The sequence below is a fragment of the Corallococcus exercitus genome, assembly GCF_003611585.1.
Taxonomy (GTDB): domain Bacteria; phylum Myxococcota; class Myxococcia; order Myxococcales; family Myxococcaceae; genus Corallococcus; species Corallococcus exercitus.
The window spans coordinates 1-12,487 of sequence record NZ_RAVW01000283.1; the positions used below are offsets into that span (position 1 = coordinate 1).

The window sequence follows — 12,487 nt, forward strand, 5'->3', positions numbered from 1 at the left end:
GCCACCAGCCGCTGCACCTTCACCGCCCGCCGGTCCGACAGCGCGATGCCCGCCGCGCGCAGCGTCCGCAGCGCCTGCGCCAGGTGCGGCCGCACCGGCCCCAGGTCCGCGCCCCGCGCCGCCCGGGCCACCACGTCCAGCGACGCCAGCGACGCCACGCGGGGGGCCGCGTCCGTCCACAGCAAGGCGCCCCCCTCCAGCAGCTCCTCCAGGCGCGGGTCGGGCACCGGCTCCACGAAGATGCGCGCGAGGAAGCGGTCCGCGAAGGCGGCCAGCGCGTCGTCCTCCGGCAGCGCGTTGGACGCGCCCACGCACACGCGCAGCGGACACTGCATGCGCGTGTGGCCGCGCCGGAAGGTGCGCTCGTTGAGCAGGCCCAAGAGCGTGTTGAGGATGGCGGTGGAGCCCAGGAAGACCTCGTCCAGGAAGGCCACCTCCGCCTCCGGCAGCATGCCCGCCGTCTCCGTCTCCACCAGCCCCTCGCGCAGCTTGCGCAGGTCCACCGGCCCGAAGATTTCGGACGGCTCCGTGAAGCGGCCCAGCAGGTACTCGAAGTAGGAGCCGCCCAGGCCACGCGCCGTCCTGCGCACCGCCTCGCTCTTGGCCGTGCCCGGCGGCCCCACGACGAGCAGGTGCTCGCCCGCCACCGCCGACAGCGCCACCAGCTCCACCATCGCCTCGCGCTCCACCAGACCCCGGCTCGCGTCGGTGAGCGCGTCGCGGACCTCGGCCGCCGCGACCTCGAAAGAAACGGACATGCCCGCCAGCCTAGCCTCGCCCCCGGTCCGGCATACAGTGGCGGCATGGATACGAAGTGGAAGTGGCTGGCGGTGGCGGGCGTGCTGCTCGCCGGGCCGGCGGGTGCGGACGGGTGGCACGGCTATGCCTCCGTGGGCGCGGGCATCACCCTGGATCATTTCAGCGAATGGCGCGCCAAGGGCCCCGCCCTCCAGGCCTGGCTCGCCGTGGAGACGCCGCCCGGCCTGTCCCTGGGCGCGGTCTTCGAAACCACCCAGACCTGGGGCCAGCAGTTCGCGGAGGCCAACAACCCGTCCGAGCTCAGCCACGTGCAGCTGGACTACACCGCCGTGGGGCTGGAGGCCCGCCTGCGCTTCCTGGGGGACAAGCCGGTGACGCCGTGGGTGGGCGCTCGGCTGGCGAAGAGCTGGTCGCAGCCCTTCACGCCCAACAGCCTGGGCCAGCTGCGGCGCGAGGACTTCGACGTCACCAGCATGGCCTTCCGCGTGGGCGTGGACGGGTGGATTTCCGACCGGTGGGGCATCTCCATCGCCACCGCCATCCAGTTCTGCGACGTGAAGTTCACGAAGGACGCGGACGACACCAGCGCCAGCGCGGGGGTGAGCGTGAACATGTGCGCCAAGCCGCTCCAGAGCATCGTCGCCGGGCCCGTGCTGCGCTTCTAGCGGGCGCGGGTACGGGTACGGATACAGTGCCCGTCCATGAACGCGCCGCCCTCCACCCCTGCCTCCGGTCCCCGCTGGCTCTACCTGCACGGCTTCGCCTCCGGCCCCGCGTCCGCCAAGGGCGTCTGGCTGGACGCGCACTGGGCGAAGCAGGGCATCCCCCTGGAGCGCCTCAACCTGCGCGTGCCGTCGCTGGAGCACCTGGGCCTGCACGCCATGCTGGACACCGTGCGGGACGCGCTGGGCGCCCCCAATGACCGCGCGGTCGTCATCGGCTCCAGCCTGGGCGGGCTCGTCGCCGCGCGCACCGCGGAAGCAGACGCGCGCGTGAGCGCCCTGGTGCTGCTGGCCCCCGCCTTCCACTTCGTGGAGCAGCTCCAGCGCCGCATGGGCGCCAACGCCTGGGCGGAGTGGAAGCGCACGGGCTTCCTGGAGACGGACGACCACGCGGAGAAGCGCCGCGCGCGCGTGCACCACGGCATCGTGGAGGAGGCCCAGGCCATGGACGCGAAGCGCGGCCCCTGGCCCGACGTGCGCGTGCCCACGCTCATCGTGCACGGTCGACAGGATGACACCTGCGACGTGCGCTATTCGCGCGAGTGGGCCCGGGGCAAGCGCCACGTCCGGCTGGTGGAGGTGGACGACGGCCACGAGCTGACCGCGTCGCTGGAGCTCATCGCGAGGGAGGCGGATGCCTTCCTCGCCCCGTGGGGTGTGGAGCCCGCCCGGCAGGTGTTCACTGGCCGCTGACCCGAGCAGGCCCGATGTGGCCGCCCTGCTTGCGCCGCGAACGCGCCGGTTAAGGTGACGGCCATATGAACCGCGAATACCACCGCTGGCACAGCCCGCGGCTGAACCGGGACATGGAAGTGCTGGTGTACGGGCACTCGGGCGAGCCCGTCATCCTGGTGCCCACGAGCAAGGGCCGCTTCTACCAGGCCGAGGACTTCGGCCTCATCGGCGCCATCGCGGACGGCATCGCCGCGGGCCGCTACGTCGTCCTGTGCGTGGACTCGGTGGATGAGGAGTCCTGGTACAACAAGGACGTCGCCCCCGCCGTGCGCGTGGCCCGCCATGCGCAGTGGGAGGACTACCTCGTCCACGAGGCGGTGCCGCTCGTGCGGGGCCGCTCCAACGGAGGCCGGCTCACGCTCGCCGGGTGCAGCCTGGGCGGCTTCCACACGTACAACGTGGGCCTGCGCCACCCGGACGTCTTCCAGCGCCTCATCTCCATGGGCGGCAAGTTCGAGACGGAGGACTTCCTCGACGGCCACCACGACGAACAGGTGTACTTCCACACCGCGCCGCAGTGGCTGCCGGGCCTGAACGACCCGGGGCGCCTGTCCGCCCTGCGCCGCGTGGAGATGACCCTGGCCGTGGGCGAGCACGACTTCTGCCGCCCCTCCAACGAGAACCTCTCCAAGCTGCTCTGGCAGAAGGACATCCGCAACGACCTGTCCATCTGGAACGGCGGCACCCACGACTGGCCCGTGTGGCGGCAGATGATCCGCCAGTACCTGCCGGCCTGAAGCGCCGGAGTCCGGGCTCCGGACACGACAAAGCCCCCGGTCGGAAGGACCCGGAGGCTCGCGCGCTGCTTCACCGACGGTGCCGGAAGGCTCAGTCGATGGGCATGAAGATCTTGAGGCCGGTGCGGCCGTTGTTCGTCGTGTTGCGCTCGATGAAGTCGCTGGCGGACGAGTGGCCGTCGCCGCTGGTGATGGCCGTGTGGCCGTAGATGCTGCCCGCGGCCGACGAGGTCTTCTCCCACGTGAGGATGAGGCCCGGAATCTTCAGCGCCTCCTCCAGGGACATGTCCACCTGCTTGAACTTGTCGCGCGGCAGGTTGTTGTCGATCTGGTTGCCGTTGCCCGACACGCCGATGCCCATGGCGTTGCGGATGGCCCGGCTCACGCCCGTGGCGCACAGGCCCTGGCTGTTGTAGCCGCCCATGCCCATCGCCGCCGCACGGCCCGCTTCCGCCAGCCGGCGCATCGTGGCGCTCGCGTTGCTGGGGCCCGCGCCCGTCGGGCCGCCCACGTCCACGCCGCCCGTGTTCCCCGTGCCGCCGCCGCGCACACCCCGACGTCCCCCACCGGCGTCGAAGCTGTCGGTGCCCGAGTGCCCAATCTTCAGGTTGTTGCCCGAGAAGATGAGGTCCGGGTTGGAGATGTTGTTGTCCTTCGCCAGCTTCGAAACGGTGGTTCCGAAACGAGCGGCCAGACCAGAGAGGGTGTCGCCAGGGCGGATGCGGTAGTTGGACATGGAGGCTCCTGCGACAATTGTCGGGACTTCCCGATCCAGGTTGCGGCCGTTTCCAAGATTCTTGGAGTTTCCGTCCGGACTGAAACCCTACACCCTCAGCCCTCCAGGGGCCTCAGGGTGCCGGTGCTGACGCGCAAGAAGCGCCACAGCACGGCGGCGGCCACGGTGATGAGCCCCGCGCACAGGCCCCACCAGATGCCCAGCACGCCCATGCCCAGGTGGAAGCCCAGCAGCAGGGTCAGGGGCAGGCCCACGGCGTAGTGGCCCACGATGTTGGCCACGAAGGTGAAGCGCGTCTGGCCGGCGCCGCGCAGCACGCCCGCGCCCACGCCCTGCACGCCGTCGAAGATCTGGAAGATGGCGCTCACCATCAGCAGGGGCAGCAGGAGCGGCAGCACGTCCTCCGGCGCCCCGGCCAGCTTCGCCAGGCCCCGGGGGAAGAGCGCGAACACGAGCCCTCCCAGCGACATGACCACCGCGCCCAGGGCGAAGGCCATCAGCCCGCTCCTCCGGGCCTGGGGCGTGTCGTGCGCGCCCACGGCCCAGCCCACCCGCACGCTGCCCGCGTTGCCGATGCCCAGCGCCATGGTGAAGGTGAGGCTGGCGAAGGAGAGGGCAATCTGGTGCGCGCCCATGCTCTCCGGCCCCAGCTTCGCGGCCAGCACGCCCGCCAGCGCGAAGACGCCCACCTCCGCCGCGATGTGCAGGCCAATGGGCAGCCCCACGCGGAAGGCGCGCAGCTGGTCCGCCATCACCGGCTTGCGCGACGGCCGGTCCGGCACCGGGATGGCGTGCACCGCCCTCGCGACGATGAGCACCTCCAGCGCCGTGCACAGCAGCGTGGACAGCGCCGCGCCCGCCGCGCCCATGGCCGGCACGCGGGTGAGCGGCCCCGCCCACGCGGGCAGTGACGCGCCGCCAAAGACGAACAGCGGCACCAGCATCAGGTTGAGCACGTTGGCCAGCACGGTGGACACCACCAGCGGCCGGGGCATCCCGATGGCCTGCAGGTACGCACGCACCGTGAGGAAGATGAGCATCAGGGGCAGGCTGGGCGCGCGGAAGTGCAGGAAGGCGCGCACCTGGACGATCTGCTCCTCCGCCACGCCCACCCACGGCAGGCCCGACGGCACCGTGATGAGCACCGCCCACAGCACCACGCCCACGGCCGCGGACAGCCACACGCCCTGCCAGAGCACGTCCCGGGCACGGCGCGGGTTGCCGGCGCCAATCGCCTGCGACACCAGCGGGTCCACGCCCATCATCAGCCCCATGCCGAAGCTGCTGACGGCGAAGAAGAGGGCGTGGCTCAGCCCCACCGCCGCCAGGGCGGACGTGCCAGCCCGGCCGACGATGAAGGTGTCCGTCACGCCCATCAGGGACTGCCCCGCCTGCGCGATGCACAGGGGGATGGCCAGCCCCAGCAGGGCGCGCAGCTCCCCCCGGATGCCGCGGGCCGGGGGGGAGGACGACAGAGAGGGCTCGACGGCTTCGGGCGGCATGGCGGGGCCTATAGGGAAGGGAGCGCGTCGGCGCAAGCGACGCACGCCCCTCTCCCGCCTGACCGCCCGCCTGCGTCAGGGCGTGCTGGCCGGGAACGGCACCGTGACGAGCGGCGTCTGGAGGCTGTCCACCTTCGACACGCGCACGCCCGCGTCGCTGATGGCGTAGACGTAGTCATCCGCCATCACGCTGCGGCGCACGTCCGGCACGTAGTAGTAGCTCCACTGCGGCATGTTCATGGTCTTGAAGAGGTCCGACATGGGCAGCGCGCCCACCGGGGAGATGCCCGCCGCCAGGTCCACGCGGAACACGCGCAGCTCCGTGCGGAAGTTCTGCCAGTAGCTCTCGTAGGAGGAGTACGACCGCGAGTAGTCCGTGAACGGGATGGCCACCAGCCCCTTGGCCGCGAAGTAGTTGAAGGCCTTGTGCTCGTAGAGGGCCTCGCTCCAGCCGTAGGCCTCGCCCACCAGCTGCGTGGAGACCTCCTTGGGGTTCGCCAGGTCGCCGACGTCGAAGAGGGACAGCTTCACCGTGCTCGTCCCGCAGCAGCCGCCGTTGGCCTCCCGGTGGATGCCCAGCGTCAGCAGGTGGTGGTCGCCCACCGGGTGCATGTACGTGGAGAAGCCGGGCACCTTCAGCTCACCCACCTTGTGCGGATGGGCGGGATCGCTCAGGTCGAAGGTGAAGAGCGGATCCACCTGGAGGAAGGTGACGACGTAGCCGCGGTCACCCACGAAGCGCGCGCTGAAGATGCGCTCGCCGTCGGCCAGGTCCTCGCTGCGGCCCAGCTCCGCCAGGTGCCCGTCCTTCACGCCCAGCGTCGTCACGCGGCTGGCCGTCGTCGTGCGGCCCCACCACCAGTCGGGGTGCTCGGGCTCCGGGATGCGCGTGGTCACCGTGGTGGCCATGCGCAGCACGCCCTCGTATTCGTCCATGGCGAACTGGTCGATGGGCGTGCCCTCCACCGTGCCGGAGCCCACGTACACCGCGCGGCCCGGCTGGCTCAGGTCGAACTTGTGCAGGTAGGTGAAGTCCTTCTGCCCGGGCAGCGGCCACCACCAGTAGTGCGGGTGCGCCAGGTACAGCGACTGCTTCGACGCGTACACCGTGCCCGGCTCCGCCACCAGGCTGGTGCGCCCCGGCGCCGCCGTGCGCGCGTCCAGGTCCAGCGAGGCCACCGTCACGAAGCCCAGCGCGGACGGCGCGTTGCTCCGGTAGAAGTCACCGCAGGACGTGGGCAGCGACGTCGTCACGCCCGACGCGTCCACGTGCCGGCCCGCGGGCAGCCACTTGTCCAGCGTGTTGGCGCGGATGCTCTTCTCGTTGCTCTTGATGAGCGCGTCGATGGCCTGGGTGAGCTTGTCCTCGTCCTTGTAGAGGTCCTCCGAGTAGTCCACCCAGAACTTCACGTCCTCCGGCCAGCGGAACGCGTCCGCCAGCACCAGCCGCACGTTGCTGTCCACGCGGCGCGCCTGGCTGAAGATGCCGGGCAGGTAGACCTGATCCACCACCGTGGGGTGCGCCACGTCCGACACGTCCACCGTGGTCACCTTGGTGCTGTCGGCGTTGTAGTAGCCACAGTTGAAGCCGTAGCAGGCGATGTCCGCCATGGGGACCATGCTCCCGCCCACGCCCCCGTTCGTCTTCGCCGGGACGCCCGGCAGCGACTGCGCCACCTGCGAGATGATGACCAGCCGGTGGTGCTCGTCGAGCAGCATCTCCCGGGGCCAGCCCTCCACCTCCAGCGTCGAGGCCAGCGTGAGCTGCTCCGCGGGCCACGAGCGGTGCGCGTACAGCCGGTTGCCCGACAGCACGAAGATGCGCGTGCCGTCGTTCTGCACGAAGTCCGACTCGTGCACGCCCTCCACCTGGTTGTTGGTGCCGGTGGAGTCCTTGGGCGCCTGGCTGCCGCCGCCGGACGACATGTTCCCGCCACCCGCCGAGTCCTCCGCGGGCATCGGGCCGAAGACGACGCCGCCGCGCCCCCGTCCGAAGCGGTCCCAATAGCCGGGCTTCTGCTGCTCCAGGCTCGCGCGCATCTGCTTCGTCGCGGTGTCCTCGATGTACCGCTCCAGCCCCGAGCAGTCGTTGAAGGACTCCAGCTTCAGCGACTGCTGCACGGGCTCGTTGTCCAGGCCGTCCGGCGCCTTGTTCCCCCCGTCACCGCACCCCACCGCCAGGAGCGTGAGCCCCACCGTTCCGAAAAGACTCCAACGCATGCGTGATTCCTCCCGCGAAAGCCTCGCGGGGCGCAGCGCTTTGCCACGCCCATGCCAGGGGGAAATCCCGTGCCGTCTGTCCGTGATTGCGGGGGGTTGGAGCGCGCGCGGGGGCACCCGCCGCTCTCAGAAACCTGAGGCGCGCACGGGACCCGCGGTGGGAAAACCGAGGGTCTGGGGCACGAAGCGCACGAAGCGCTGCTGCAGCTGCGCGTCCATGCCCTCCAGCCGCAGGCCCATGCCCGTCTGCGAGCGGAACGCGCCGCCCATCCCGGGCGGGTTGCACCACGCCACCACCGCCTGCGCCTCGCAGGGCGTGCGCTGGCCGGCCATCACCAGGCGCAGGGACAGCCGCGAGCCCTCGCGCGCGGGCGTGAGCGTGCGCACGAAGAGGCCCTGGGGGCTGGCGTCGTGGCTGAAGCCGCTGAGCGTGGGGCCGCCCTGCGTGTTGAACTCCACCACGGTGAAGAAGGGAACGCGCTCCGCGGCCCTCAACGGCACCGTGCCCGGCGACAGGCGCGCCATCACCTTCGCCAGCAGTTCGTCCGCGCCCAGCTGCCGCTTGAGCAGCAGCGGCGCGCCGCTCAGCGCCTGCGCGCGCTCCAGCACGTCCGGCGCCTCCTCCACGCGCGACATCAGGACCAGCGGCTTGCGCGGGAACTGCTCACGCAGGCGCGTGGCCAGCGCCAGGGACTCGCGCGGCAGCCGCGACACGTCCACCACGAAGCCGTCCAGCCGCTCGCCCTGGGCCTGGGCCTGCGCCGCCGCGTCGTCCAGGTCCTTGGCGTAGAGCACGTGCAGCCCCTCGTGCTCCAGCGCTCCGCCCAGGAAGGTGTGCAGGAAGCGGCCGCCCTCCACCAGCAGCACGCCCCGCCCGCGCGGCGGACCCGTCCAGGCGCGCTCGCGCGACAGGCGCACCGCGGCCACCTTCGCCGCCAGCGCCTCCTGGCTCACCGGCTTGGGCAGGAAGTCGTCCGCCCCCGCGCGCCCGCAGTGCATCACCTCGTGCGGTTCGTCCGCGGCGGTGAACATCACCACCGGCACGTTGCGGCCGGCCGGGTGCGCCTTCACCATGCGGCAGGCTTCGTCCCCCTGGAGCTTCTCCAGGTGCAGGTCCATGAGGATCAGCGCCGGCGTCCGCTGCGCGAGCTCCGCCAGGCACGCATCCGCCCCCTCCAGCCCCACCGCGTCGCAGCCCATGCGCGACAGGTGCAGCCGCATCACGTCCCGCGCCGTCCGCGAGTCGTCCACCACGAAGACCAGGTCTCTCGGGCGGGGAGAAAAGCCGGGGGTCATCATGACATCCGGAGATAAGCGGACTCCGCGAAAGGCACCACGGACCCGGCGCCATAACGTGCGCTGGTGGACGCCTTTTCCGTGTGCCGCGGGACGTCAGCCGCGGGGCTCGGCGCGGCCGGACAACAACTTCGTGAGTTGGCGGGCAATCAGGGCGCACTGCGCGGCGTCCCCGGCGGCCAGCGCGTCCTTGCCGCCCACCAGCAGCTGCTGCACGGTGCCCACGGCCGTCTCCGCCTCCGGGCTGGGGTTCTCCCGGGCGCTCTGCTGGAGCAGGCGGGCAAGCTTCTCCCCGCGCTCCAGCAGCTTGCGGAAGGTCTCCTCCGCCTTGCGCGCGTCCACCACGCCCTGCGCCTGGGCGTAGTTGGACTGCTCCTGGCCCAGCTTCTCCGCCTCGCCCTGCGGCAGGGTGGCCCGGGCCTCCAGGCGCACCAGCTCCATGTTGCCGGAGGTCAGGTCGGTGGCCTTCACCGCGAGGATGCCCTCGCCGGACAGCTCGAAGACGACCTCCAGCGGCGTCTCCCCTCGCGCGGCGACGTGCAGGTTCTTGAGGACCACCTCGCCCAGCTTGTGGTTCTCGTCCTGGAACTCGCTCTCGCCCTGGTACACCGGGATGCGCGCCTCGGCTTGGCCGGAGGTCCCCGGGAAGAAGATGTCGCGCGCCACCACCGGCACGCCCGTGTTCTTGGGGATGAGCCGCTTCACCCGGCCGCCCATCACGCCCACGCCCAGGCTCTGGCTGGCCACGTCCAGGAGCAGCGCCTGGCCCGCCTGCCGGATGAGCTCGTCCGCCTGCACCGCGGCGCCCAGCGCCACGGCCTCGTCCGGGTGCACGTCCGTGGAGGGCGCGCGGCCGAAGAAGTCCGCCACCAGCCGGCGCACCAGGGGGACGCGGGTCATGCCGCCCACCAGCAGCACCACGTCCACGGAGCGCGGATCCATGCGCGCTTCCGCCATCACGCTCTTGCAGACGTCCAGGCACCGGCGCGACAGCGGCTCCGACAGCGTCTCGAAGAAGCTGCGCGTGAGCGCGGTGTTGATCTCCGTGAAGCGCTTCGCGCCCGACGTGTGGTCCCCCAGGCCGGACACGGAGATGGTGGCCTCATCGGACTCGGTCAGCTCGCGCTTGGCCGCCTCCGCCGCCACCTTCAGCCGCCGCAGCGACTGCGCGTCCTTGGAGACCGCCTCCTGGAAGGAGTCCTCCACCTGCGCGAGCAGCCACTGGACGATGCGCTGATCAAAGTCCTCGCCGCCCAGCGCGTGGTCGCCGCCGGTGGCCTTCACCTCGAAGACGCCCGCCTTCACGTCCAGGATGGACACGTCGAAGGTGCCGCCGCCCAGGTCGAACACCAGCGCGCTGCCCTCGAAGCCGCGCGACAGGCCGTACGCCAGCGCCGCCGCGGTGGGCTCGTTGACCAGCCGCACCACCTCCAGCCCCGCGATGGCCGCCGCTTCCCGCGTGGCCTGGCGCTGGTTGTCGTCGAAGTTCGCAGGGACGGTGATGACGCACTTGCGCACGTCGCGCCCGAAGTGCGCCTGCGCGTCCAGGCGCAGCTCCCCCAGGATGAAGGCGGACACCTGCGCCACGGGCAGCACGCGGCCGGACAGCTTCACGCGCACGTCGCCCGTGGGGCCGGCCACCAGCGGGTACGGCACCACCGCCTTCGCCTGCTGCACCAGCTCCGGCGTGTAGCGGCGTCCCAGGAAGCGCTTGGTGGCCCACACCACCGCGTCCGGGTGCTCCTCCGCCAGGGCCTGGGCCGGCTGCCCCACCAGGCGGTCGCCCGCCCGGGTGAGGCCCACCACCGAGGGCGTGAGGCGTCCTCCCGAGCGCGAGGGGATGAGGCGCGGACGGCCGTCTTCCACGGTCGCCACGACGCTGTTGGTGGTGCCCAGGTCGATGCCGATGACAGGTTCTTGCATGGCGAGGGGTGGGTCCCACGCTACGGGTAAGGGCCCACTTCCGCCAAGTCCTGTTCCACCCAGGTCGTCCGCTGCCGGGCGCGGACCTGCCTTTTGGGGCCCAACGGCGGCCACCAGCGCACACCCGAAGCGCCCACCCGTGCACGCTTCCCCGCCCGCTGTCTTCAGACCTCGGGAGGTCCCGGGCGGCCACCGCGCCGGCATCATTGCCGCCAGGGACGCCCCATGCTAAGGGCGCCAGCGTCATGGTGAACGTCTCCATCGCCCGCCGCTACGCCCGCGCCATCCTCGACGTCGCAGCGGAAGGCAACCGCACCGACGCCGTCGCGGAGCAGCTCAACGCCTTCGCCGCCGTCGTGGGCCAGAGCCCCGACCTGTCGGACGTGCTGCTCAACCCCGCCTACAGCCGCGCCCAGCGCAACCGCGTGGTGGAGGCCCTGCTGCAGTCCATGCCCTCCCCCGCGGAGCCCGCGCTGGCCAACGCGCTGCGCCTGCTGGTGGACCGCAACCGCCTGGGCTACCTGCCCGACATCGCCCGGCTCTACCGCGACATGGCGGACGCCCGCGCGGGCCGCATCCGGGGCCAGGTCACCAGCGCCGCGCCGCTGTCGGCCGACGCCGTCACCCGCCTCCAGCAGTCGCTCCAGCAGCTCACCCAGCGCAACGTCGTGCTGGAGACCAAGGTGGATCCGTCCGTGCTCGGCGGTGTGGCCGCCCAGGTCGGTGGCACCCTCTACGACGGCACCCTGCGCACCCAGCTGGAAGAGATGCGCCGCCAGCTGAAGTAGCCGCACCCCTGGGACTCCCGGTGCGACCCACGTGCCGGGTTGTCCGGGTTGCCCCGCAGTCCTAGTCAAACCTGTATTTCCCGTCGGCTCGGGGAATGGGTATACTTCTCGTCAACGCGGACAAGCCCGCGTTTTCCGAGACGACCCGCCCATGCCGCAGCCTGTGTTCCAACGGCTTCCCGGAGCCCTTCCGTCCCCGGGGGTTCCCGAGGAGACCCTGCCCTTCCTGGGAGCGTTGCTCAACGCGCCGGGTTGGGGGGTGGCGCTGGTGGACGGGGACTCCCGCCTCGTCTGGATGAACGACCTGCTGGCGCAGCTGTGCGGCCGGCCGTCGGCGCTCTGCGTGGGCCGCTTCCTGTCGGAGGCGTGGCCGGGTCTGGCGCCGCCCCTGTCGCCGCTGCTCGCGCGGGCGCAGTCCGGTGAGCGCGTGGCGGAGGAGCTGGTGCAGGGCCGCTTCGGCGAGGTGGGCACGCTGCGCCACCTCACCGTGAGCGCGATGCCGGCGGGCTCGGCGGGCGTGATGCTGCTCCTGCGGGACACCTCCACGCGCCTGCGCGAGGAGGCGGCGCTGCGCGCGAGCGAGGAGCACATGCGCTCCATCGTGGAGATCTCCTGCGACGGGTACTTCTTCCACGACCGCGGGCAGTTCCTGGAGATCAGCCCCGGCCTGGGGCGTCTGCTGGGCTACTACGAGACGGCGGAGCTGATCGGCCGGAACATCCTGGACTGCGTGGCGCCGGAGTTCCGCGCCCCCGCCCGCGACGTGATGGAGCGCGGCGTGGAGGCCCCGTACGAGCTGGCCGTGCTCCACCGCGACGGCCGCCGCATCCCCGTGGAGGTCATGGGCCGGCCGGCCACCTTCCAGGGCCGCGCGGTGCGCATGGGCGCGGTGTGGGACGTGAGCATCCGCAAGGCCGCCGAGGAGCGCCTGATGCGGATGGAGCACTTCCGCGACCAGTTCCTGGACGCGGCGGGGGACGGCTTCAAGGCCCCGCTGCAGAGGCTGCACTGCGACGTGCTCGCCCTCCAGCACGCCGCGTCCCTGCCGGAGGACCTGACCGAGCAGGTG

At 71.7% G+C, this 12,487-nt stretch carries 11 protein-coding genes; 5 read left to right on the forward strand and 6 right to left on the reverse strand.

Annotated features, from left to right (window positions below; genetic code table 11):
• On the reverse strand, positions 1–758 hold a 758-nt coding region (locus D7W79_RS28545; protein ID WP_208729862.1), incomplete at its 3' end, for an AAA family ATPase.
• Between the two features lie 45 nt (positions 759–803).
• Between D7W79_RS28545 and D7W79_RS28550 the strand changes: the two genes are divergently transcribed.
• The 3 genes from D7W79_RS28550 to D7W79_RS28560 all read left to right on the forward strand — a co-directional run bounded on the left by D7W79_RS28550 (position 804) and on the right by D7W79_RS28560 (position 2,953).
• The gene (locus D7W79_RS28550) at positions 804–1,424 is read left to right on the forward strand and encodes a hypothetical protein (protein ID WP_120528548.1); all 621 of its coding nucleotides are present in this window, start codon (positions 804–806) and stop codon (positions 1,422–1,424) included.
• Between the two features lie 36 nt (positions 1,425–1,460).
• On the forward strand, positions 1,461–2,174 hold the full coding sequence (locus tag D7W79_RS28555; protein WP_120528549.1) for a YqiA/YcfP family alpha/beta fold hydrolase: 714 nt from the start codon (positions 1,461–1,463) through the stop codon (positions 2,172–2,174).
• 65 nt (positions 2,175–2,239) lie between these two features.
• Positions 2,240–2,953 carry an esterase family protein gene (locus tag D7W79_RS28560; RefSeq protein WP_120528550.1) on the forward strand — a complete coding sequence of 238 codons (714 nt, stop codon included), beginning with the start codon at positions 2,240–2,242 and terminating at the stop codon, positions 2,951–2,953.
• 91 nt (positions 2,954–3,044) lie between these two features.
• Here the strand turns inward: D7W79_RS28560 and D7W79_RS28565 are convergent, their stop codons facing one another.
• The 5 genes from D7W79_RS28565 to D7W79_RS28585 form a co-directional block, all read right to left on the reverse strand.
• Positions 3,045–3,689 carry a LysM peptidoglycan-binding domain-containing protein gene (locus tag D7W79_RS28565; protein ID WP_171433302.1) on the reverse strand — a complete coding sequence of 215 codons (645 nt, stop codon included), beginning with the start codon at positions 3,687–3,689 and terminating at the stop codon, positions 3,045–3,047.
• A gap of 95 nt (positions 3,690–3,784) precedes the next feature.
• A complete protein-coding gene (locus D7W79_RS28570) occupies positions 3,785–5,191 on the reverse strand; it encodes an MATE family efflux transporter (protein ID WP_120528552.1) in 1,407 nt (468 codons plus the stop codon).
• A gap of 75 nt (positions 5,192–5,266) precedes the next feature.
• Positions 5,267–7,411 carry a beta-propeller domain-containing protein gene (locus tag D7W79_RS28575; RefSeq protein WP_120528553.1) on the reverse strand — a complete coding sequence of 715 codons (2,145 nt, stop codon included), beginning with the start codon at positions 7,409–7,411 and terminating at the stop codon, positions 5,267–5,269.
• A gap of 126 nt (positions 7,412–7,537) precedes the next feature.
• On the reverse strand, positions 7,538–8,710 hold the full coding sequence (locus D7W79_RS28580; RefSeq protein WP_244222017.1) for a TIGR02266 family protein: 1,173 nt from the start codon (positions 8,708–8,710) through the stop codon (positions 7,538–7,540).
• Positions 8,711–8,803: 93 nt separating this feature from the next.
• Positions 8,804–10,630, reverse strand: coding sequence for an Hsp70 family protein (locus tag D7W79_RS28585; RefSeq protein ID WP_120528555.1), 1,827 nt, complete (start codon positions 10,628–10,630; stop codon positions 8,804–8,806).
• Between the two features lie 245 nt (positions 10,631–10,875).
• Here D7W79_RS28585 and atpH point away from each other — a divergent pair, with 245 nt between their 5' ends.
• Both atpH and D7W79_RS28595 read left to right on the forward strand, forming a co-directional pair.
• Positions 10,876–11,418: an ATP synthase F1 subunit delta gene (atpH, locus tag D7W79_RS28590; protein WP_120528556.1), complete on the forward strand. Its 543-nt coding sequence runs from the start codon at positions 10,876–10,878 to the stop codon at positions 11,416–11,418.
• 151 nt (positions 11,419–11,569) lie between these two features.
• Positions 11,570–12,487, forward strand: a 918-nt coding sequence (locus D7W79_RS28595) for a PAS domain-containing protein (protein WP_147442099.1), incomplete at its 3' end; no start/stop codon positions are given.

Excerpts from the sequence above, each read along its gene's own strand:
- D7W79_RS28570 (WP_120528552.1), bottom strand. The coding sequence starts at position 5,191 with ATGCCGCCCGAAGCCGTCGAGCCCTCTCTGTCGTCCTCCCCCCCGGCC.
- D7W79_RS28565 (WP_171433302.1), bottom strand. The coding sequence starts at position 3,689 with ATGTCCAACTACCGCATCCGCCCTGGCGACACCCTCTCTGGTCTGGCC.
- D7W79_RS28550 (WP_120528548.1), top strand. The coding sequence starts at position 804 with ATGGATACGAAGTGGAAGTGGCTGGCGGTGGCGGGCGTGCTGCTCGCC.
- D7W79_RS28555 (WP_120528549.1), top strand. The coding sequence starts at position 1,461 with ATGAACGCGCCGCCCTCCACCCCTGCCTCCGGTCCCCGCTGGCTCTAC.
- D7W79_RS28585 (WP_120528555.1), bottom strand. The coding sequence starts at position 10,630 with ATGCAAGAACCTGTCATCGGCATCGACCTGGGCACCACCAACAGCGTC.
- D7W79_RS28575 (WP_120528553.1), bottom strand. The coding sequence starts at position 7,411 with ATGCGTTGGAGTCTTTTCGGAACGGTGGGGCTCACGCTCCTGGCGGTG.
- D7W79_RS28560 (WP_120528550.1), top strand. The coding sequence starts at position 2,240 with ATGAACCGCGAATACCACCGCTGGCACAGCCCGCGGCTGAACCGGGAC.
- atpH (WP_120528556.1), top strand. The coding sequence starts at position 10,876 with ATGGTGAACGTCTCCATCGCCCGCCGCTACGCCCGCGCCATCCTCGAC.
- D7W79_RS28580 (WP_244222017.1), bottom strand. The coding sequence starts at position 8,710 with ATGATGACCCCCGGCTTTTCTCCCCGCCCGAGAGACCTGGTCTTCGTG.